The organism is Xanthomonas sp. 3307, assembly GCF_014199735.1.
In the GTDB taxonomy this organism is placed as follows: Bacteria; Pseudomonadota; Gammaproteobacteria; order Xanthomonadales; family Xanthomonadaceae; genus Xanthomonas_A; species Xanthomonas_A rydalmerensis.
In genome coordinates, this window is record NZ_JACHOG010000003.1 from 202,015 (window position 1) to 224,429 (window position 22,415).

The 22,415-nt window shown below is 66.7% G+C and carries 16 protein-coding genes; 10 read left to right on the top strand and 6 right to left on the bottom strand.

The features are described from left to right. Window positions 1-18: 18 nt before the first annotated feature. Window positions 19-2,328: a TonB-dependent receptor gene (locus GGR64_RS09550; protein WP_184645457.1), complete on the bottom strand. Its 2,310-nt coding sequence runs from the start codon at window positions 2,326-2,328 to the stop codon at window positions 19-21. A 281-nt stretch (window positions 2,329-2,609) separates the two neighbouring features. On the opposite strand from GGR64_RS09550, the gene rimK reads away from it, so the two are divergent. The 3 genes from rimK to GGR64_RS09565 all read left to right on the top strand — a co-directional run bounded on the left by rimK (window position 2,610) and on the right by GGR64_RS09565 (window position 6,144). After that, window positions 2,610-3,503 carry a 30S ribosomal protein S6--L-glutamate ligase gene (gene rimK / locus GGR64_RS09555; protein ID WP_184645459.1) on the top strand — a complete coding sequence of 298 codons (894 nt, stop codon included), beginning with the start codon at window positions 2,610-2,612 and terminating at the stop codon, window positions 3,501-3,503. A gap of 636 nt (window positions 3,504-4,139) precedes the next feature. Then, entirely contained in the window at window positions 4,140-4,817 is a 678-nt protein-coding gene (locus GGR64_RS09560; protein WP_010340533.1) for a response regulator transcription factor, read from the top strand. Next, on the top strand, window positions 4,810-6,144 hold the full coding sequence (locus GGR64_RS09565) for a HAMP domain-containing sensor histidine kinase (protein WP_184645461.1): 1,335 nt from the start codon (window positions 4,810-4,812) through the stop codon (window positions 6,142-6,144). The genes GGR64_RS09560 and GGR64_RS09565 overlap by 8 nt, the downstream gene beginning before the upstream one ends. A 213-nt stretch (window positions 6,145-6,357) precedes the next feature. Here GGR64_RS09565 and coaE read toward each other — a convergent pair whose 3' ends face one another. Genes coaE through GGR64_RS09580 form a run of 3 tightly spaced genes read right to left on the bottom strand, consistent with a single transcriptional unit; the run spans window position 6,358 to window position 9,124 of the window. Next, entirely contained in the window at window positions 6,358-6,981 is a 624-nt protein-coding gene (gene coaE / locus GGR64_RS09570; RefSeq protein ID WP_184645463.1) for a dephospho-CoA kinase, read from the bottom strand. 13 nt (window positions 6,982-6,994) lie between these two features. Beyond that, complete coding sequence (locus tag GGR64_RS09575) at window positions 6,995-7,858, bottom strand: A24 family peptidase (protein ID WP_010342233.1); 864 nt, start codon at window positions 7,856-7,858, stop codon at window positions 6,995-6,997. Between the two features lie 6 nt (window positions 7,859-7,864). Beyond that, a complete protein-coding gene (locus GGR64_RS09580) occupies window positions 7,865-9,124 on the bottom strand; it encodes a type II secretion system F family protein (protein ID WP_184645877.1) in 1,260 nt (419 codons plus the stop codon). A gap of 359 nt (window positions 9,125-9,483) precedes the next feature. Here GGR64_RS09580 and GGR64_RS09585 point away from each other — a divergent pair, with 359 nt between their 5' ends. The 3 genes from GGR64_RS09585 (at window position 9,484) to pilB (ending at window position 12,170) form a co-directional block, all read left to right on the top strand. After that, the gene (locus GGR64_RS09585) at window positions 9,484-9,903 is read left to right on the top strand and encodes a pilin (RefSeq protein WP_184645465.1); all 420 of its coding nucleotides are present in this window, start codon (window positions 9,484-9,486) and stop codon (window positions 9,901-9,903) included. A gap of 89 nt (window positions 9,904-9,992) precedes the next feature. Next, window positions 9,993-10,403, top strand: coding sequence for a pilin (locus GGR64_RS09590; protein WP_326520325.1), 411 nt, complete (start codon window positions 9,993-9,995; stop codon window positions 10,401-10,403). Between the two features lie 33 nt (window positions 10,404-10,436). Then, on the top strand, window positions 10,437-12,170 hold the full coding sequence (gene pilB, locus GGR64_RS09595; protein WP_184645467.1) for a type IV-A pilus assembly ATPase PilB: 1,734 nt from the start codon (window positions 10,437-10,439) through the stop codon (window positions 12,168-12,170). A gap of 229 nt (window positions 12,171-12,399) precedes the next feature. Here pilB and GGR64_RS09600 read toward each other — a convergent pair whose 3' ends face one another. Together GGR64_RS09600 and GGR64_RS09605 are read right to left on the bottom strand one after the other, a co-directional pair. After that, a complete protein-coding gene (locus tag GGR64_RS09600) occupies window positions 12,400-13,788 on the bottom strand; it encodes a sigma-54 dependent transcriptional regulator (protein WP_160967705.1) in 1,389 nt (462 codons plus the stop codon). 75 nt (window positions 13,789-13,863) lie between these two features. Next, a complete protein-coding gene (locus GGR64_RS09605; protein ID WP_184645469.1) occupies window positions 13,864-15,483 on the bottom strand; it encodes an ATP-binding protein in 1,620 nt (539 codons plus the stop codon). Between the two features lie 390 nt (window positions 15,484-15,873). On the opposite strand from GGR64_RS09605, the gene sucC reads away from it, so the two are divergent. From sucC to GGR64_RS09625, 4 genes are all read left to right on the top strand, one after another. Beyond that, on the top strand, window positions 15,874-17,043 hold the full coding sequence (gene sucC, locus GGR64_RS09610) for an ADP-forming succinate--CoA ligase subunit beta (protein WP_160967709.1): 1,170 nt from the start codon (window positions 15,874-15,876) through the stop codon (window positions 17,041-17,043). Window positions 17,044-17,065: 22 nt separating this feature from the next. Next, a complete protein-coding gene (gene sucD / locus GGR64_RS09615) occupies window positions 17,066-17,941 on the top strand; it encodes a succinate--CoA ligase subunit alpha (RefSeq protein WP_160967711.1) in 876 nt (291 codons plus the stop codon). 378 nt (window positions 17,942-18,319) lie between these two features. Continuing rightward, window positions 18,320-20,377, top strand: a complete 2,058-nt coding sequence (locus tag GGR64_RS09620; protein WP_184645471.1) for a pyrroloquinoline quinone-dependent dehydrogenase — start codon at window positions 18,320-18,322, stop codon at window positions 20,375-20,377. Between the two features lie 359 nt (window positions 20,378-20,736). Continuing rightward, a complete protein-coding gene (locus tag GGR64_RS09625; protein WP_160967717.1) occupies window positions 20,737-22,374 on the top strand; it encodes an NAD+ synthase in 1,638 nt (545 codons plus the stop codon). Window positions 22,375-22,415: the final 41 nt, after the last annotated feature.

A 22,415-nucleotide genomic window follows, 5' to 3' on the forward strand; every position in this document is an offset into this window, starting at 1 on the left:
TGACGGTGTCGCGTCGGCTCAGAACTTGCCGCTGAAGGTGACGAAGAACTGGCGCGGCGCACCGGCCATCAGCGTCTGGTTGTAGCCGTTGGGGTCGGAGACGACGTAGCCGTTGGTGCCGACGGTGGCGAAGTAGCGCTTGTCGAACAGGTTGGTGACGTTCGCGCTTAGTCCCAGGTTCTGGAACATGCCGACCTGGCCGAAGTCGTAGCCGGCGCTCAGGTCGAAGCGCCAGTAGCTGGGCACCGACGAGTCGTTGAGGTAGCTGATGTAGCGGCGGCCGGTGTACTTGCCGTCCAGCGAAGCGTGCCAGCCGGCGTTCTCGTAGGCCAGGCTGCTCGAGAACATCCACTCGGGGATGCCGACCACGCGCTTGCCCGAGGTGGCCACCACGCCGCCATTGAGGTAGTCGTCCTGGTAGGTCGAGTCGTCATACGACAGCGAGTTCAGCCAGCGCAGCTGTTCGATCGGACGCCAGATCACCGCCAGGTCGGCACCCTGGCTGCGTACCGAACCGACGTTGTTGAGCGTGGCCGAGCAGGTCTGGATCGCGCTGCACGGCGAGGTCACCAGCAGGCGGTCGTCGAAGGTGGTGTGGTACAGCGCCAATGACGCTTCCACACCGCCGCCGCGCACGCGGTAGCCCAGTTCGTAGGTCTGCGCGGTCTCCGGCTCCAGCGAGCCCTTGATCGCGTTGAACGCGGCCTGCGATTCCTGGAACGGGGTGAAGCCGAAGCCGGCCATGTTCTTGTTGTAGGAGGCGTAGACCTCCTGGTGATCGTCGATCTTGTAGTTGATGCCGACCTGCGGCAGCAGGTCCGAGTCGGCCTTGATCTCGCCGGCGGCGTTGGACGCGGACGGCACCTGCGACTGCGCGGTGGTGTCGACGATCAGCTTCTTGGCGCCGAAGTTCAGGGTCAGGCGCTCGTCGAGCAGGCGCAGCGTGTCCTGCGCGTAGACCATGGTGGTGTCGGTGTCGTAGTGCTGGGCGAAGCCGCGCGCGAACAGGGTGCCGTTCTTGTTGAAGTAGTACAGATCGGTGAACGGGCCGTCCAGCAGGAAGTAGTTGCGTTCCTGCACGGTCTTGGCGTTCTGGTACCAGCCGCCGATCTCGATCTCGTTGCCGGCCACGGTGAAGTTCAGCGAGCCGGTGACGCCGTGGCGGTTGAGGCGATAGTCGGTGGTGCGCATCGACAGCGGCACGCTGGCCGAGGACGCGGCGTACGGCGTGGTCCACTGGCCTTCGCCGTTGTTGTCATGGTAGTAGCCGGTCAGGTTCAGCGTGGCGCTGCCGCCGAGGTTGAACACGCCGCTGAGCGCGGCCAGGTTGTCGCGGCGCAGGCCGGCGCCGGAGTAGTAGGACACGTCGGCCTTGCCGTAGTCGGCGGGCAGGCCGTTGAGGCTGGCCGGGTAGCTGCCCTTGCCGTTGAGCGCGTTGGCGATCTGCACCGCGCTGTTCCAGTCCGGCATCAGGTAGTCCCAATCCCAGCCGAGGACCCGCTGCGAGGTCAACGACAGGTCCATGATGTCGTATTCCTTGCGGTGCGAACTGTCCAGGTACAGGCTGACCCGGTTGCCGTCGCCCCACTGGTACAGCGCCTTGGCATTGGCCTGGTTGTACTCGTTGTTGCCGTAGCCCTTCCACTTGTCCATTTCGCCGTGCACCAGCGAGGTGTACAGCGAGAAGCCGTGGATGTCGCCGGTGTCGCCGCGCAGGTAGGTGCGGCGGGTGCTGTCGGAGCCGAGGGTCTGGCTGAAGCGGATGCCGGCGTCGGCATCCGGATCGGCGGAGTAGTAACGCACGGTGCCGCCGAGGTTGCTGCTCGACGGCGTGCCCAGGCCGCCGGCGCCCTGCGCCAGTTCCACCGAGGCCACGTTCTCGGAAATGATCGCGCGGGTCACCTGCAGGCCGTCGGTGACGCCGTAGCTCATGTTGCCCAGCGGCACGCCGTCCAGGGTGAAGCCGAGCCGGCTCTGGTCGAAGCCGTGCAGGCTGATCGCGGTGGACCATTCGTAGGCGCCGAACGGATCGGCCGACTGGAACTGCACGCCGGGCAGCTTGTCCAGCACCTTCAGCGCGCTGGTGCCGGGGGCGGCGATTCCGATGTCCTCACGGGTGATGCGCTGCACCTGGCGGGTGGTGCCGCTGGACACGACGGTGATCGCGTCGAGCATCGTGGCATCGTTGCCGCTCGCGCTGGCCGCCGCATCGGCGGTTGCGGTGGCGGCGGCCGGCGCGGTCTCGGCCAGCGCGGCGAAGGCCGGCAGGGCGGACGCGACGGCGAGCACCAGCGCGTGCGGGCGCAAGGATCTGGAAGTGGGGGTCATCGAAAGTCACCAATCATGAGGGAGAGAGGCTCCGGACCTGCCGCGCGGGGCGCGGGCAGCCGGCACCGGGCCGGTACGCGGCCCGCCCGCCACGATGCAACGGTTTTGTGAACGTTTCGGGGCGGTCCGGTGTCGGCTGTGGGACAGAGCGCGGACCGCGGGTGACGGTGATCACCGCGCATCCTGGCCTTGCGGCGCAGTCGGCACCTGCGGCGACGCGCGGCATCGCAGCGCCAGCGGCGCGACGTATGATGCCGGGCCTGCCACCGCCGCTGCCTTCGATGAAGCTCGCCATCCTGTCCCGCAATACCAAGCTGTACTCGACCCGGCGCCTGGTCGAGGCCGGCCGCGAACGCGGGCACACGGTGCGGGTACTGGACCCGCTGCGCTGCTATATGCGTATCGCCGCCGGCGCTTTCACCATGCATTACAAGGGCAAGCCGATCACCGGCTACGACGCGGTGATCCCGCGGATCGGCAATTCGGTGACCCGCTACGGCACCGCGGTGCTGCGGCAGTTGGAGATGATGGGCGTGTGTACGCCAAACCCGTCCGATGCGATCCTGCGCGCCCGCGACAAGCTGCGCGCGCACCAGCTGCTGGCGGCCAAGGGCATCGACATGCCGATGACCGTGTTCGGCGACAACCCGGACGACACCGGCGATCTGCTGTCCATGCTCGGCCCGCCGCCGCACGTGGTGAAGTTGAACGAGGGCACCCAAGGCACCGGGGTGATCCTGACCGAGAAGGCCAGCGCCTCGCGTGGCGTGGTCGAGGCGCTGCGCGGGCTGTATGCCAATTTCCTGGTGCAGGAGTTCATCGGCGAGGCCGAGGGCGCCGACCTGCGCTGCTTCGTGGTCGGCAACCAGGTGGTGGCGGCGATGCGCCGCACCGCGCCGGAGGGCGACTTCCGCTCCAACCTGCATCTCGGCGGTACCGCCGAGCGGACCGTGGCCAGCCGCGGCGAGCAGGAGGTGGCGGTGCGCTCGGCCAAGGCGCTGGGCCTGGGCGTGGCCGGCGTCGACCTGATCCGCTCGCGGCGCGGGCCGCTGGTGCTGGAGGTCAACTCCACGCCGGGCCTGGAAGGCATCGAGACGGTCTGTGGGCTGGATATCGCCGGCAAGGTCATCGAGCACCTCGAGGCCTGCCTGAAGCGAAAGAAATCAGTGATTTAGCTGCGTTTTTGGTCGTGCGTTCTGGCTTAACGCTGGTTTAATTCGGCCCTGCGTAAGCTTCATCGGACCGCAGCTCTGCCCTCCTCAGCAGGAACGGTAATCGGGATAGAAAACCTTTCGGCCCAGGCAGCCCCGCTGCCTGGGTCTTTTTGTTGGGGATGCTGGAATGGGTCTGATGCGTGCGCGTGCTTGCGGCAATGTTTCGGCGAAAGCTACATTCGCGACGTAGTGCAATGCTGTTGTGATGCCGGGAATGCGAGGCGATGTGCCAAGGTGAGGCGCCCATGAACGTGAAGAAAGTGTTCGCGCGGCAACTCAGTACAATCTCGCAGCACTCGGAGCGGTACGAACGTCCCCGAAAGCGGACGATCACGGTTTGGCGTAAGCAATCGACGGCAGGTCGTGACATTCGCGATCGGAGCAGGTCGCGACCGCCGTGCTGCTGCAAGAACTAATCAGGGTGAGGCGCTGTCTGATGCAGCGACCTGCCAGGTGGGTCGCAAGCGAGGCGTCGCTGAACATTCACCAGGATGGCATTGCAGGACCATGGCGGTTGCCGTCGTGGACAACGAGGAGGCGCGGCATTGACGTGGCGCCCTCCACTGGCAAGTAGTAAGACTGACGGGGTACATGTTGGTGCGAATTCTAGTGATCGAAGACAACAGCGACATCGCCGCCAATCTGGGCGATTACCTCGAGGACCGCGGCCATACCGTCGATTTCGCCGCCGATGGCGTCACCGGCCTGCACCTGGCGGTAGTGCATGAATTCGACGCGATCGTGCTCGACCTCAACCTGCCGGGCATGGACGGCATCGAGGTCTGTCGCAAGCTGCGCAACGAGGCGCGCAAGCAGACCCCGGTGCTGATGCTCACCGCGCGCGATTCGCTGGACAACAAGCTCGCCGGCTTCGATTCCGGTGCCGACGACTATCTGATCAAGCCGTTCGCGCTGCAGGAAGTGGAAGTGCGCCTCAACGCGCTGTCGCGCCGCGGCAAGGGCGTGCACACCCGGGTGCTGGAGACCGGCGACCTGGAATACAACCTGGATACGCTGGAGGTGCGTCGCCAGGGCAAGCTGCTGCAGCTCAATCCCACCGCGCTGAAGATCCTGCAGGCGCTGATGGAAGCCGCGCCAGCGGTGGTGACCCGGCAGGAACTGGAAACCCGTGTGTGGGGCGAGGAACTGCCCGATTCCGACTCCCTGCGCGTGCATATCCATGGCCTGCGCGCGGTGGTGGACAAGCCGTTCGACGTGCCGATGATCCAGACCCGTCACGGCATCGGCTACCGCATCGCCGCACCCGATGCCTGAAGCACCGGCGTTGCCGCGGGTCGTGCGGCGGCGCGGGCGTTACCGCCGCCGCCTCCGCAGCCGCATCATCCTCTCGTTCGTGCTGTTGGGCTTCGGCCTGACCGCGCTGTTCGCGTTCGCCACCAATTGGGCGCGGGCGCGCGTGGAGAACCAGCTGGTCGAAGTGGTGCTGAACCGCAACATCGACGAGTACTCGCACCGGTTCTTTTCCGATCCGTCGAAGAATCCGGATCTGCCGGTGCAGCAGATGGTCGGCCGGGTGGTCAAGAGCGACCGTTTCGAGGCGCTGCGGCGCGAGCAGCCGGAGTGGTACAACTTTTCCGACGGCATCCACAACGTGTCCGGTCGCGACGAAACCGGCAAGCCGTTCTCCTACAAGGTGGCGGTGCGCAAGACCCCGAACGTCTGGTTCTTCCTCGCCTACGACATGACCCAGACCATGCAGGGCGAGGTGCAGCTCAATCGCACGTTGATCTTGTCGGTGCTGGTGTTCAGCGCGTTGTCCCTGGTGATCGGCTGGTGGTCGGCATCGCGGGTGATGCGGCCGGTGTCGGACCTGGCCGCGCGCCTGCGCGCCTATCGCGGCAGCAGCGATCCGAAACCGCTGGCACCGCATTTTCCCGACGACGAGGTCGGTCAGCTGGCCGAGGCGCTGGACGACTACTCGGCGCGCCTGACCGAAGTGGTGCAGCGCGACCGCGAGTTCAATGCCGACGTCAGCCATGAACTGCGCACCCCGCTGGCGGTGATCCGCGGCGCCACCGAGCTGCTGCTGACCCGGCCCAATCTCGACGAGAAGGTGCTGCAGCGCCTGCAACGCATCCAGCGCGCCGAACAGCAGTGCAGCGACCTGATCGGCTCGCTGCTGTTACTGTCGCGCAACGAGCGCGGGCAGGGCCACAGCAATGTCGCCAAGGTGGCCGAGCAGTTGATCGAGTCGCATCGCGCGCAACTGGGCGGCAAGCCGCTGCAGTTGCTGCTGGAAGGCGAGCGCAACCTCACCATCGATGCGCCGGAGGCGGCGCTGTCGGTTGCGTTGGGCAATCTGATCGGCAATGCGGTCAAGTACACCCAGGAAGGGCAGGTGGTGGTGCGGGTGCTGAGCGACGCGGTGCAGGTGATCGATTCCGGTCCCGGCCTGAGCGAAGAGGACGCGGCCAAGCTGTTCCAGCGCGGCTATCGCGGCACGCATGCAGGCCATTCGCAGGGCGGCGGCATCGGCCTGTCGATCGTCAGCCGGCTCTGCGATCTCTATGGTTGGCAGGTGAATGTGCGTCCGGGTGCCACCAAGGGCGTGGTGGCGACGCTGTGGTTCAAGCCGGCTTGAGGTGCTGGCGGGACGGTGCGTCTAAACTTCCTTGTAGGATCGGCTTCAGCCGCGACCAAGCTTTCCGGGCAAGCCAGTCGGGACTGATGTCCCTCCCACAGTGCAGTCGCAACCGCACTGCACTCGCTAAACATTCCCGATCTCCTGCCCCGGCTTTTGTGGGAGCGGCTTCAGCCACGACATCTTCGCAACGGACCGCGCTTGAGCGCGCTCCTAAAGGAGACGCTTGGCCGCCGCCAGCGCGCGGTACTGCCGATCCAGCGTTTCCACGGCTTCCTGGAGCTCTGCTGCGGCGCCGTCGTTGACCACCACATCGTCGGCAATGGCCAGGCGCGCGGCGCGGGTGGCCTGCGCCGCCAGCATGCGCTGCGCCAGGTCGGCGGTGATGCCGTCGCGCTGCATCAGGCGTGCGTGTTGCAGCGCCTCGGGGGCGTCGATCACCAGGATCCGGTCGAGCCAGGGATAGGCGGCGCGTGCGCCGACCTCGGTCAACAGCGGAATGGCCGCGATCGCATAGGGTCCTGCGGCCTCACGGCAGCGTTTCTGCAGCAACTGGCGGATGGCGGGGTGGGTGATCGCTTCGAGGTCGCGGCGTGCCGTCACGTCCTCGAAGATGCGCTGGCGCAAGGCGGCGCGGTCGAGCTGTCCATCGTCTTGCAGGATCTGCGGTCCGAAGCGGGCCACGATCTGCGCCAGGGCCGGATGGCCGGGCGCAACGACCGCGCGTGCGGCGAGGTCGGCATCGGCGACGACGATGCCCTTGGCCTCGAAGCGGCGACTCAGTTCGCTCTTGCCGGAGGCCACACCTCCGGTCAGGCCGACGACGAAATCAGTCAAGCCGGGGACTCCGTTAGCGCAGTCCAGACCAGCGCATGTAGGTCTCCACGATCTCCGTGCCCCAGAAGAAGGTGATCCAGCCGGCGATGGCCAGATAGGGGCCGAACGGGATCGGCGTGGCGCGGTCGCGGCCCTTAGCAGCCAGCCACAGCGAACCCAGGATCGCACCGACCAGGGAGGAGATCAGGATGGTCGGCAGGATGCCCTTCAAACCGCACCAGGCGCCGATCGCGGCCAGCAGCTTGAAGTCGCCATGGCCCATGCCTTCCTTGCCGGTGATCTGCTTGAACAGCCACCACACCGACCACAGCGAAAAATAGCCGACCGCGGCACCGAGCAGGGCAGGTTTGGCCGGCATGTACAGGTTGTCCATGCTGCCGATCAGGCCGAGCCACATCAGCGGCAGGGTCAACTGGTCCGGCAACAGGCGCGTGCGCAGGTCGATGCCGGACAGCGCCACCAGGAAACAGCTGAACACGATCGCGCCGAAGCCCTGCCAGCCGAAGCCGAAGCGCCACACACTGGCGACCACCAGCAGGCTGGTGAGCAATTCCACCAGCGGATACTGTGGCGAAATCGGCGCATGGCAGTAGCGGCACTTGCCGCGCAGCGCCAGCCAGCTGAACAGCGGGATGTTCTCGAACCAGGCCAACTTGTGCTTGCAGTGCGGGCAGTGTGACGGCTCCACCACGATGCCGGGTGGCGGCGGATCATAGATGTCCGGCAGCTCCAGGATCTCGCGCGAATCGCGCTTCCACTGCCATTCCATGCGCTTGGGCATGCGCAGGATGACCACATTGAGGAAGCTGCCCACCAGCAGGCCGAGGCCGGCCGCGGCCGGGAAGCCGAGGCCGGGGTGTTGATCGAGAAATGCCATTAATGCTTATCCAACGACGGAGGCCAGCTTGAAGATCGGCAGGTACATGCCGATGACCATGCCACCGACGATGGTGCCGATGAACACCATGATCAATGGTTCCAGCAGGCTGCTCAGTGCATCGACCGCGTTGTTCACTTCCTGCTCGAAATACTCGGCCACCTTGAACAACATCGCGTCCAGCGCGCCTGCCTCCTCGCCAATCGCGGTCATCTGGATCACCATGTGCGGGAACAGATTGGTCTGCTTCATCGCCATGTTGACCGGGTAGCCGACCGACACGTCGTCGCGCATGCGCAACACCGATTTTTCGTAGACGCTGTTGCCGGTGGCGCCGGCGACGATATCCAGCGCCTCCACCAGCGGTACGCCGGCGCGGAAGGTCACCGCCAGGGTGCGCGCGAAACGCGCCACCGAACTGTTGTGCATGATCTGGCCGATGATCGGTACCTTCAGGATCAATCGGTCCATGCCGTGCTGCATGGATGGCGACCGCTTGTAGGCGAAGATGAAGCCGCCGATGGTGCCGATCAGCCCAAGCAGCAGCAACCACCAATAGGCCACCATGAAGCGGGAGGCAGCGACAATCATCTGAGTGAAGGCGGGAAGTTCCGCGCCAAACCCCTTGAACACATCTTCGAACTGGGGCACGACCCAAACCAGTAGAATAGAACTGACGATCATGGCGACGGCCATCACCATGGCTGGGTAGAACAAGGCCTTCTTGATCTTGCCCTTCAGTGCCTCGATGTTCTCCTTGTAGGTGGCAACCGTCTCCAATACCGTTTCAAGCACGCCGGCGCCTTCGCCAGCCTTCACCAGGTTGCGGTAAAGCTCGTCGAACTGCACCGGATGCTTGCTGATCGCTTCATACAGTGACGAGCCACCCTCGATGTCGGTGCGGATCTGGTCGACCATCTTCTTCATGCGCGGGTTCTTGTGCCCGCTGGCGATGATTTCCAGCGAGCCCACGATGGGGACGCCCGATTTCATCATGGTAGCCATTTGGCGGCTGAAGAAGGCGATGTCCTTTGTGCTGATCTTGCTGCCTGCCGCCCCGAATAGCGGCTTGGGCTTGGGTTTGACCACAGAGGGTGTGATGCCCTGGCGGCGCAGCTCAGCGCGCAACAGATTGGCATTCTTGGCGATCTGCTCGCCCTTCATCTTGATGCCGCGCTTGTCCGTACCCTCCCAGACGAAGGGCACCTGTTGGCTGGTACTGCGTGCGACTGGCTCTTTCTTGACTGCGCTGCGCGTTGCGGACATCAGGTCGTCTCCCCCGTCCGGCCATCCCCGGGCGGACATATCAAGCATGGTATCGGTTTCCTGGACGTCTGGCATCCGTAGCGGCCATCGTTCAGCCAGGTCGCGCTTCATGCGGTGACGCAGAGTGTCACTTCCTGCCCCGCATGGGCGGATGGTTCATTCTGTCGCAAATTCCCGCTTTGCCTGCGCCTTGGCGCGATCGCTGAGGCATTATGCGCCTCAGTAAGGGATTGGACATGTGCGGAAAGTTGGCACGCAGTCTGCTTCCTTACACACACGTGGCACCCAGCCGCGGCGCTCGGGGAGTAGGATCCGCGGGCGAGTGCCCACCACTTACATTCCATCTCTAGGGGTTTGTTATGAAGAAGCAGCAGGGCTTTACCCTGATCGAACTGATGATCGTGATCGCGATCATCGCCATCCTGGCCGCTATTGCGCTGCCTGCCTACCAGAACTACGTCGCCAAGTCTCAGGTCACCGCGGCTCTTGCAGAAATCACTCCGGCCAAGACCCAGTTTGAGGTGATGGTGAATGATGGTGCGCCCGCTGCTAACTACACCAGCGACAACCTTGGTCTTCCCGCAGCTCCGACCACTCGTTGCACCAGCTGGACCATTACCGCTGGTCAGACTGGCTCTATCGAGTGCACCAAGCTCATTGGTAGCCCGAAGATCGCTGACGCTGCTGTGAAGTGGACGCGCGACGCCACCGGTAAGTGGACCTGCAGCACCACTGTGACTGACAAGCCGAAGTGGGCTCCTTCTACTTGCCAGAACTAAGTGGCTAGCAAGTAAGGTTGGCAAAAAGCCCCGCATATGCGGGGCTTTTTTGATCTGGGAGATCACATGCTCTTGTGAGAGGGGGGCGGGTGCGCGCAAAGGGTTTCAGCTTGATTGAGATGATGACGGTGTTGGTGGTCGTTGCTTTACTGGCAGCGATTTCCCTCCCGATCTACAGAAATTTTGTTGCAAAGGCGCAACTGAGCGCTGCACTTGCGCAGATTGAACCAGGGCGCTCCATGATTGAATCCGCATTTGCAGATGCGGTGGATCCTTCACTCGTCGATGTCGGCTATATTGGCTTGCCTGTATCTACTGAGCGTTGTGCGCTCATCAACGTTTCGCTTGCTCCCGACGGGCGCTCCACCCTCAGCTGCCGAGTTATTGGCGGTAGCTCTGTTGATGGGAGGACACTCTCTCTACAACGCTCGGTTGCTGGCATCTGGCGATGTGATGCATCTGCGTTCGACGCTAGGTACAAACCAAGTGAGTGCGATTGACTGCGCAATCGCCGTACCATTGATGGTGGTGAGATGAATACCTTAGTTGCAGCAAATCTGGTCGGTATCACCGGCATCGCCCGCCGCCTCGTGCAAGACGGCGCGCTGGACGAAGCCGCGGCGCGGACCGCGATGGCCCAGGCGGCCGAGGCTAAGGTCCCGCTGCCGCAGTGGTTCTCCGAGAAGAAGCTGGTCACCGCCGCGCAGCTGGCCGCTGCCAATGCGGTGGAGTTCGGCATGCCGTTGATGGATGTCTCGGTTTTCGACGCCAGCCAGAATGCGATGAAGCTGGTCAGCGAGGAACTGCTGCAGAAGTACCAGGTGCTGCCGCTGTTCAAGCGCGGCAGCCGCCTGTTCGTCGGCATCAGCAACCCGACCCAGACCCGGGCGCTGGACGATATCAAGTTCCACACCAATCTGACGGTGGAGCCGATCCTGGTCGACGAGGACCAGATCCGCCGGACCCTGGAGCAGTGGCAGGCCAGCAACGACTCGCTCGGCAGCGCCTTGGGCGACGACGAGGGCATGGACAACCTCGATGTCGGCGGCGGCGACGAGGACATGGGCAGCGGTGGCGATACCGGCATCGACGCCAAGGGCGAGGACACCCCGGTCGTCAAGTTCGTGAACAAGGTGCTGGTCGATGCGATCCGCCGCGGCGCGTCCGACATCCACTTCGAGCCCTACGAGGACGACTACCGGGTGCGCCTGCGCATCGATGGCCTGCTCAAGAGCGTGGCCAAGGCGCCGGTCAAGCTCAACCAGCGCATCGCCGCGCGCCTGAAGGTGATGGCGCAGCTGGACATCGCCGAGAAGCGGGTCCCGCAGGACGGTCGCATCAAGCTCAACCTGTCCAAGAACAAGCAGATCGATTTCCGCGTCAGCACCCTGCCGACGCTCTTCGGCGAGAAGATCGTGCTGCGTATCCTCGACGGCAGCGCCGCAAAGCTGGGCATCGACAAGCTCGGCTACGAGCCGGAGCAGCAGAAGCTGTTCCTGGATGCGATCCACAAGCCGTACGGCATGGTCCTGGTCACCGGCCCCACCGGCTCGGGCAAGACGGTGTCGCTGTACACCGCGCTGGGCATCCTCAACGACGACACCCGCAACATCTCCACCGCCGAGGACCCGGTCGAAATCCGCCTGCCCGGGGTCAACCAGGTGCAGCAGAACAACAAGCGCGGCATGACTTTCGCCGCGGCGCTGCGCTCGTTCCTGCGCCAGGATCCGGACATCATCATGGTCGGCGAAATCCGCGACCTGGAGACCGCCGAGATCGCGATCAAGGCTGCGCAGACCGGTCACATGGTGCTGTCCACCCTGCACACTAACGACGCGCCGCAGACCATCGCGCGCCTGATGAACATGGGCATCGCGCCCTACAACATCACCAGTTCCGTGACCCTGGTCATCGCCCAGCGCCTGGCGCGCCGCCTGTGCAACAACTGCAAGCGCCCGGTCCAGTTGCCGGAGAAGGCGCTATTGGCCGAGGGCTTCACCGAGGCGGAGATCGCCGCCGGCGTCCAGCTGTACGAGGCGGTCGGCTGCGACGAGTGCACCGAGGGCTACAAGGGCCGCACCGGCATCTATCAGGTGATGCCGATGAACGACGAGATCGCCGCGATCGTGCTGCAGGGCGGCAACGCCATGGACATCGCCAGTGCCGCGCAGAAGATCGGGGTCAAGGACCTGCGCCAGTCGGCCCTGCTCAAGGCCCGCAACGGCGTCACCAGCCTGGCCGAGATCAATCGGGTGACGAAGGACTGAGAAGCTGGGATTGGGGAATCGGGAGTGGGGAATGGGAAAAGCGACTGTCCGTCCCTGTCGGTCTTCCGGTAGTCCAAGCCTTGTTCCCAGGATTCTCGGGGCTTAGCGCAGGCGGGCAATGCCGGTTGCGCCCAACGGAATCACCCCACTCAATCGGGCGAAGGACCAAGAGCAGCCAGGAGAGCGGCTCTTCCCATTCCCCAATCCCGACTCCCCATTCCCGGCCCTTCTACTCCATCCCCAGCTTCTTCAGCTTGTAGCGCAACGCGCGAAAGGTGATGCCCAGCTGCGCGGCGGTGCGGGTCTTGTTCCAGCGGTTCTCTTCCAGCGCCTTCTGGATGGCGGCGCGTTCGAGCTGTTCGATGTAGGACGGCAGCGCGGAGGAGGTCGGGTCGATGTCGACCACGCCGCGCGGTAGCGCCGGGGCGGCCTCGGCAGCGCTGCGGGCATGGTTGCCGGGCTGCGGCAGGCGCAGGTCGGCGGCGCTGATCTGGTCGTCCTCGGCCATCGCCAGGGCGCGTTCGAGGATGTTCTCCAGTTCGCGCACGTTGCCGGGGAAGGCATAGCTGCTCAGGGCATCCAGCGCGGAGGGCGACAGCAGCGGGGTGGGCCGGCCGTGGCTCTTGGCCAGCCGCGCCAGGATCGCCGCGGCCAGTTGCGGCAGGTCGCCGCCGCGCTCGCGCAGCGGCGGCACGCGCAGTTCGATGACGTTGATGCGGTAGTACAGGTCGTGGCGGAAGCGGCCCTCGGCGACCAGGTCGGCCAGGTCCTTGTGCGTGGCCGAGAGGATGCGCACGTCGACCGGCACTTCGGTGGCGGCGCCCACCGGACGCACCGATTTCTCCTGGATCGCGCGCAGCAGCTTGACCTGCATCGGCAGCGGCAGTTCGGCGACCTCGTCGAGGAACAGGGTGCCGCCGTGCGCGGCCTGGAACAGGCCGGCCTGGTCGGCGTGGGCGCCGGTGAAGCTGCCCTTCTTGTGGCCGAAGAATTCGCTTTCCATCAGTTCGGCCGGGATCGCGCCGCAGTTCACCGGCACGAAGGGGCCGGCCGCGCGGGCGCCCTGTTCGTGGATGGTGCGTGCGACCAGTTCCTTGCCCACGCCGGATTCGCCGAGGATGTAGACCGGCGCCTGGTTGCGCGCGACCTTGGCGATGGTGCTGCGCAGCGCGTCCATCGCCGCCGAGGCGCCGAGCAGGCGGCTAGCCTGTTCCGGGGCCGGCTGCGGCGGCGCGGCGCGGCTTTCGTTGTTGAGTTCCAGCGCATGCTTGACCAGGCCGCGCAGCACGTGGATGTCCACCGGCTTGCTGACGAAGTCGAAGGCGCCGGCCTTCAGTGCTTCCACCGCCAGGTCCATGCTGCCGAAGGCGGTGATCATCGCCACCGGCGTGCGCGGGTAGTGCTTGGCGATTTCGCTGACCAGCTCGATGCCGTTGCCGTCGGGCAGGCGCATGTCGGTGATGCACAGGTCGTAGGGATTGCTCGCCAGCAGTTCGCGCGCTTCGGCGAGGTTGGCGGCGGTGCTGATGCGCAGCCCCATCCGGCCCAGGGTCAGGACCAGCAACTCGCGGATGTCGCGCTCGTCGTCGACGACCAGGGCGCTTCGGGTTTCGTTCATGTGCAAAGAAGATAGCGTAGGAACCGGGGCATGTGCCAATTTACCGGCGCCGGCCGCGCGCTGGCGGAGCGATTCTCACCTGTCGCCGCTGAGCATGGTGTGCGGCCCGGGCAGGGCGACCCGGAAGCAGGCGCCGCCGGCCGGCACCGACACGTATTCCAGTCGCGCCTGGTTGGCCCGGCACAGCTCGCGGGCGATGTACAGGCCCAGTCCGGTGCCGTGCTCGGAGGTGGTGAAGAACGGCCGGAACAACTGCGCCGCCACCACCTCGGGGATGCCGGGGCCACGGTCCATCACGTCGACGACGGCGTTGCGCTCCTGCATCGCCACGCGCAGGCGCACCCGCGCCGGCTCCTCCATCACCCGCCCGTACTTGAGCGCGTTGTGCACCAGCGCGCTGAGGATCTGGTGCAGGTGCTTGGGGTCGACCAGCGCGTGCACCGGCTGCGGGGCGAGGATCGCCTCGAGGCTGTCGGTCTCGATCGACAGGGTCTGCCGATACTCCAGGACGAAGCGCCGCACGAACGCGCCCAGGTCCAGGTTCTCCGGGTTGGAACGTTCGCGCCGGGCCAGGCCGAGCACGCTCTCGACGATGCCGTTGGTGCGCTGGCACTGCTGGTGGATGATCTGCAGCAGCCGGCGGTCGGCATCGCCGATCGCCGGCGATTCCTCCAGCAACTGCGAGGCGTAGTTGATCGCGGCCAGCGGGTTGCGGATCTCGTGGGCCAGGCTGGCCGAGAAGCGGCCCAGCGCGGACAGGGTGAGCGACTCGGCGCGTCGTGAGACCACCGTGGCGTCGTCGAGAAACACCAGGGTCAGGTCGCCCTCGGCCAGCAACCGGGCGAAGCGCGGCTGTACCTCCGGCTGGTCCGGCGATAGCTGCAGCGGGCTTTCGTCCTGGTTCCAGCCGTTGCGCCAGCGCTGCAGGCGCCGGGCCAGTTCCGGCGCGGCGCTGAGCAGGTCGAGCCGGCCGCTGCCGCTGTTGCCGTCGGTGTCGCCGAGCAGCGCCGACGCGGCCTCGTTGGCCAGGGTCACCCGGTTCTGCGCGTCCACCACCAGCACGCCGGTGCGCATGCGGCGGATGATCAGTTCGTTGATTTCGTAGAGATTGGCGACCTCGGCGCCGCGGCGTTCGGCCAGGCGCTGGCTGGTGCGCGCGCGCTGGCCCAGGCCGTTGCAGATGTAGGCCACCGCCAGATAACTGGTGGCGAACATCGCCAGTTCGGCCAGGCTGCGGGTGTTGTCGGCGCCATCCAGCACGCTCCACACGTACTCGGCCAGCGTCGCCGCCGAGGCGATCAGGGCAATGGCGAGGCCGCCGCGCAGGCGCAGCAGCATCGCCGCGGCGGCGACGTTGAACAGCAGCATCATCGCGATGCCGGCGCTGGCCGCGGGCAGGGCATGTGCGGCGAGTGTCGCGGCGACGATGTCGGCGACGGCGCTGAAGCCGACGATCGGTGCCAGGTGAGCCTCGTTGCGCCCCCACATCAGCAGCGCCAGCGCCACTGCCAGGTAGGCGGTGGCCAGGGTGCTGGCCAGTTGCGGGTAGCGCGGCTCGCCGACCAGCACGCTGAGCGGGCTGAACACCAGGGCGGCGATCAGCCCGGCCACCAGCACCCGGTACAACGCGAAGAAGTACAGCTCGCGGCGCGGAATGGACTCGATGCGATCGATGAGCGAGGCGCTGGTGGGCAAGCCGGACTCCGGGCGGACAGCGGACGGCGCGAGTATAGGGGTGGCGCCGTCCACGCGGATGGCCGCTCGGGCCGGCGGCGGCCAGCCTGGGGCCGGTTACCGCGGTCACGACGGCGCAACCGCGATGGCCGCCGTCGGCGGTCCGGCGGCCTGTCTGGACAGGCAGGGGAAGGCGGTGGGATGAGCGCGGCAGGGCGCGCGCGGCCCGGCGCCACCCACCCGGCGACGCCACCGCGGACCTTCCCGGAGGCCGCAGCCGGGCCAGACCGCCGGTGCTTTTGCGCCGCCGCCCTGGGTCGGCGACAATAGGCGTCCCGTCCGTACCGCTCCCGGCCGCCACTCAGGGCCCGGATCGCTGCGGGACGGCCGTTCCTTTTCCCACGGTGACGCATGAATTTCCACGAATATCAGGCAAAACAACTGCTTGCCGAGTACGGCATCCCGGTCCCGGCCGGCAAGGTCGCGGCTACTGCGGAAGAAGCGGTTGAAGCCGCCAAGTCGCTTGGCGCTGGCCCTTGGATGGTCAAGGCGCAGATCCACGCAGGTGGCCGCGGCAAGGCCGGCGGCGTCAAGTTCTGCAAGACCACCGACGATGTGAAGGCCGTTGCCGAGAAGTTGCTCGGCACCAAGATGGCCACCTACCAGACCGCCGGCGTCGAGCTGCCGATCAACCTGGTGCTGGTGACCACCGCCGGCGAGATCGTCAAAGAGCTGTACCTGTCGGTGCTGGTCGACCGCGGCACCCGCACCATCAGCTACATCGCCTCCTCCGAGGGCGGCATGGAGATCGAACAGGTCGCCGCCGAGACCCCGGACAAAATCCACACGCTCAACGTCGACTTCGTCGAGGGCGTGCAGGGTTACCACGGCCGCGACATCGGCTTCAAGATGGGCCTGACCGCCAAGCAGGCCGGCCAGTTCGCCAACATCATGGTCAACCTGTACCGCATCTTCAACGAGAAGGACCTGGCGCTGGTGGAGATCAATCCGCTGGCCATCCTGGACGACGGCAACCTCTACGCGCTGGACGGCAAGTTCAACAGCGACGACAACGCCAACTTCCGCCACAAGGAACTGGTCGCCATGCGCGACAAGTCCCAGGAAGACGAGACCGAAGTGACCGCTTCGGAGCTGGACATCAACTACGTCACCATGGACGGCAACATCGGCTGCATGGTCAACGGCGCCGGTCTGGCCATGGCCACCATGGACGTGATCAAGCTCAACGGCGGCGAGCCGGCGAACTTCCTCGACGTGGGCGGCGGTGCCAACAAGCAGCGCGTGATCGAGGCGTTCAAGCTGATCCTGTCCTCGGACAAGGTCGAAGGCATCTTCGTCAACATCTTCGGCGGCATCGTCCGCTGCGACATGATCGCCGAGGGCATCATCGCGGCAGTCAAGGAAGTGGGCGTCAAGGTTCCGGTCGTGGTGCGCCTGGAAGGCACCAACGTGGAAGAGGGCAAGCAGCTGCTGCGCGACAGCGGCATGGCCATCATTCCGGCTGACAACATCAACGACGGCGCCAAGAAGGTCGTTGAAGCTGTCAAGAACGCCGCCTGATCCACGACACCAAGGAACTCCAATGTCTGTTTTGATTAACAAGAACACCAAGGTGATCGTGCAGGGCTTCACCGGCCAGCAGGGCACCTTCCACGCCACCCAGATGATCGAGTACGGCACCCAGGTCGTCGGCGGTGTCACGCCGGGCAAGGGCGGCACCACCCACATCGACCTGCCGGTGTTCAACACCGTGGCCGATGCCGTGCAGAGCACCGGCGCCGACGCCTCGGTGATCTACGTGCCGCCGCCGTTCGCGGCCGACGCGATCCTGGAAGCGGCCGCCGCCGGCATCAAGGTCATCGTCTGCATCACCGAAGGCATCCCGGTGCTGGACATGCTGCGCGTCAAGAACGTGCTGACCCGCTCCTTCCCGGAGACCGTGCTGATCGGGCCGAACTGCCCCGGCGTGATCACCCCGGGCGAGTGCAAGATCGGCATCATGCCGGGCCACATCCACAAGCCGGGCAAGATCGGCATCGTCTCGCGTTCGGGCACGCTGACCTATGAAGCGGTCAAGCAGACCACGGAAGTCGGCCTGGGCCAGTCCACCTGCATCGGCATCGGCGGCGACCCGATCAACGGCCTGAACTTCGTCGACTGCCTCAAGCTGTTCAACGAGGATCCGCAGACCGAAGGCATCATCATGGTCGGCGAAATCGGCGGCGACGCCGAGGAAGCCGGTGCCGAGTACATCGCCAAGCACGTCAAGAAGCCGGTGGTCGGCTTCATCGCCGGTGCGTCGGCGCCGGCCGGCAAGCGCATGGGCCACGCCGGTGCGATCGCCTCGGGCGGCAAGGGCACGGCCGAAGGCAAGTTCGCGGCGATGGAAGCGGCCGGGGTCAAGACCGTGCGTTCGCCGGGCGACCTGGGTGCGGCGATCGCTTCGCTGATGAAGTAAGCCGTCAGCGCCGCGGCAGCGATCCGCCTTCGGGTGCGTCGTTGTCGCCGCCGCTGTCCGGAAGGGCCTCGCGCGAGCGAGGCCTTTTTCGTTTCGAGGATCCGCTGCGCGCCACCGCGGCGGCGTCCCTGCTGTACCGGGGCGGGTGGGACGGCTGCGCGCGCCGACGCAGGCCAGCCCCTGCGCAATCAAGCGTTTGCGCCATCCCCACGCTCGCCATTCGTCCCTGCGGCCCCGCCATTGGTCACAGAGCCTGTCCAGGCCATCCCTGCGCTGCAGACGCGGCCCGGCGCAGGGCCGACACTGGCCCACTTTCTCGGCAGCAACAGGGGTGGATGCGTGATCAGGCGATGGCGGGCAGCGGTATGCGGGGCGGGCATGGCGATGGGCATCGGTGGCATCTGCGCGGCGGCGCCTGGCGACTGGGCCAGTTATGCCGGCGCGCCCGGCGGCGGGCAGTACTCGCCGCTGACCCAGATCACCCCGGACAACATCGGCCGGCTGCGCATCGCCTGGTCGTTCCGCACCGGCGAACTCGGCGCGGGCCTGCCCGATCCGGAACGGCGGCGCTTCGAAGCCAATCCGCTGGTGCTGGGCGGGCGCATGTACCTCACCACCGGCACCGGCATCGCCTTCGCCCTGGATGCGACCAGCGGCCGCGAACTGTGGTCGTTCGACGCCAAGGTCGCGCGCGACAAGCACTACAGCGACCCGGCCTCGCGCGGGGTGAGTTTCTGGCGCGACACCCAGGCCACTGCAGGTGCGTGCCGCGAGCGCATCGTATACGGCACCCTGGATGCGCGGCTGATCGCGCTGGACGCCGCCGACGGCAAGCCCTGCGCCGGGTTCGGCAAGGACGGCACGATCGACCTGCATGCCGGGGTGGATGTGCACGATACGGCCAGCGATGCCTGGTCCAACTATGCGGTGACCTCGCCGCCGGTGGTGGCCGGCGATGTGCTGGTGGTCGGTAGCTCGATCGGCGACAACCGCGGGCATGCGCTGGAGCAGGGCGTGGTGCGCGGCTACGACGCGCGCAGCGGCCGTGAGCTGTGGCGCTGGGATCCGGTGCCGCGCGATCCGGGCAAGGCCGCCGCGGCCGGCTGGCAGCCGGAGCAGGCGGCCACGGTCGGCGGCGGCAATGCCTGGGCGCCGCTGTCGGTGGACCCGGCGCTGGGCCTGGTCTACGTGCCGACCGGCTCGGCCAGTCCCGACTACTACGGTGGCGAGCGTCTCGGCGACAACCGCGATGCCGATTCGCTGGTGGCGCTGGATTTGCACAGCGGCCGTCGGGTATGGGCGCAGCAGTTGGTGCATCACGACCTGTGGGACTACGACCAGGCCTCGCAGCCGGTGCTGACCACGGTGCAGACCGCGCAGGGGCCGCGCGCGGCGGTGCTGCAGGCGACCAAGACAGGCTTCCTGTTCGCCTTCGACCGCCGCGACGGCACGCCGCTGTTCCCGATCAGCGAGGTGCCGGTGCCGGCCTCCGACGTGCCGGGCGAACGTGCCTCGCCGACCCAGCCGATGCCCGAACCGGGTCTGCGCCTGGCACGGCATGCGCCGCTGACCGCCGCCGATGCCTGGGGGGCGACGCCGGGCGCGCGCCGCGAATGCGCAGCGCTGATCGCCGGGCTGCGTTCGGAAGGCCTGTTCACCCCGCCCAGCGTGCGCGGCACGATCGCGCTGCCCGGCTGGGCCGGCGGCGTGAACTGGGGCGGCATCGCGGTGGATCCGCAGCGGCAGCTGGCGATCATGCCGGTGTCGGACCTGCCGATGCAGGTGGCGCTGATCCCGCGCGAGCAGTTCAGCGAGGCCGAGCGCGCGCGCCATCCGGACCAGCAGTTCAACGACATGGAAGGCACGCCGTACTACATGCGCCGCGGCATGTTGGGCTCGTCACGCGGCGTTCCCTGCGTCAAGCCGCCGTGGGGACGGCTGGTGGCGGTGGACCTGCGTACGCGCAAGATCGCCTGGGAACGCCCGCTCGGCACGCTGGAAGAAAGGCTGCCGTGGCTGCCACTGGACGTGGGCACGCCGCTGCTCGGCGGCGCGGTGACCACCGCCAGCGGTCTGACCTTCATCGCCGCGGCCGCCGATGCGCGCCTGCGCGCGCTCGACAGCGCCACCGGCAAGACCCTGTGGGAGGCCAAGCTGCCGGCCGGTGGCCAGGCCACGCCCTCGGTCTATGCGGTGGGCGGCAAGCAGTACGTGGTGATCGCCGCCGGCGGGCGCGAAGGCATGGGCACGATGGGCGATTACGTGGTCGCCTATACGCTCGACGGCGAGGGCAAGGAAGTGGTGTTCCAGCACGGCGTCGGCGTGCGTATGGCGGTGCTGGGCCTCGCCGCGCTCGGGCTGTGTGCGGGCTTGGTGTTGCTGGTGCGGCGTTGGCGCCGGCGGCGCCGCGCGCGCGCTGGCGCTGGCGCACGCTGAAGCACATGGTCGTGGCTGGCCGGCGCTCAGGGATCGATGCAGTCGGGACTGAAGTCCCTCCCACAGTGCGCCCAGTCAGCACACGACATGTTGCGCCTTGTGGAAGCGGCTTCAGTCGCGACGCGGCGTCTGTCAGCGGCCGGCGTCGGAGCCAGTCGGGACCGAGGGTCCTTCCAACAGTGCACCTGCCCGGTGACCGGCCCAGCATGAGGTGGGCAGGCTAATCGCCGGCCCCGGTGCGGCGCTACACTGCGCATTGCTGCCGCGCGCATCTCGGTGACGCTGCTGCTGGCAGCATGCTGTGAGCGGCCGCGGCGCGACCGCCGCGCTTTTCCCCTCCCGCTTCTGCAAGGTTGTCCATGTCTTCTTCTCTTCGCCTCGCCATGGCCCAGTTCGATTTCCCGGTCGGCGCCGTCGCCCAGAACACCGACCGGATCATCGCGTTGATCGAGGAGGCGCGCGACGAGTACGGTGCCGACGTGGTGCTGTTCCCGGAGCTGGCGGTCAGCGGCTACCCGCCGGAAGACCTGCTGCTGCGGCCGGGCTTCCTGGCCGATTGCGAGCGCGCGGTGCAGCGCATCGCCGCGCAGGTGCGCGGCATCGTCGCGGTGCTCGGCTGGCCGCAGAGCGCCGGCAGCGTGGTCTACAACGCCGCCAGCGTGCTGCGCGGCGGCCGCATCGAACGCACCTACCGCAAGCGCGAACTGCCCAACTACGCGGTGTTCGACGAGCGCCGCTACTTCGATGTGGATCCGGACGGCGAGAACTGCGTGTTCGAGGTCAACGGCACGCCGGTTGGTTTGGTGATCTGCGAGGACCTGTGGTTCCCGGAGCCGCTGGCGGCGACCGTGCGGGCGGGCGCGGAACTGGTGCTGGTGCCCAATGCCTCGCCCTACGAGCGCGGCAAGCACGCGCAGCGCGATGCCTTGCTGGCCGAGCGCAGCCGCGAGAGTGGTGCGGCACTGGCCTATCTCAACGTGGTCGGCGGCCAGGATGCGCTGGTGTTCGACGGCGCCTCGGTGGTGGCCGACGGCGACGGCACCGTGCATCCGGCCGCGGCCGCGTTCACCGACCAGTGGCTGGTGGTGGAATACGACACCGCCGCGCGCCGTTTCGCGCCGCTGCGCTGGACCGACGACGGCGACGAGAGCATGGATGCGCTGGCCTGGCGCGCGGTGGTGCGCGGGTTGCAGGACTATTGCGCCAAGAATCGCTTTTCCAAGGTGTGGCTTGGCCTGTCCGGCGGCATCGATTCGGCGCTGGTGCTGGCGATGGCGGTGGACGCGCTGGGCGCGGACAACGTCACCGCGGTGCGCTTGCCGTCGCGCTACACCGCCGACCTGTCCAACGACCTGGCCGCCGATCAGTGCCGCGTCCTCGGCGTGAAGCTGGAGACGGTGGCGATCGAGCCGGCGTTCGAGGGCCTGCTGAGCGCGCTCGGCCCGCTGTTCGCCGGCACCGAGCCCGACGTCACCGAAGAGAACCTGCAGTCGCGCAGCCGTGGCGTAATCCTGATGGCGCTGGCCAACAAGTTCGGCGGCCTGCTGCTGACCACCGGCAACAAGAGCGAGTACGCGGTGGGCTACGCCACCATCTATGGCGACATGTGCGGCGGCTACGCGCCGCTGAAGGACCTGTACAAGACCGAGGTGTTCGGCCTGGCGAAATGGCGCAACACGGTCGGCGGCACGCCGGTGATCCCGCCGGCGGTGATCACGCGGCCGCCCTCGGCGGAGCTGCGCGCCAACCAGACCGACCAGGATTCGCTTCCGCCCTACGACGTGCTCGACGGCATCCTGTATCGCTACGTCGACCAGGAGGAATCGCGCGACGAGATCGTCGCCGCCGGCTACGCCGCCGAGGTGGTCGACCGGGTGGTGCGGCTGGTGCGCATCAGCGAGTGGAAGCGGCACCAGGCCGCGCCGGGGCCGAAGGTGTCGCGCCGCGCATTCGGACGCGAGCGGCGTTATCCGATCAGCAATGGGTATCAGGCCTGACGCGGTTTTCGATCTGGCAGATAGTGTAGGAGCGGCTTCAG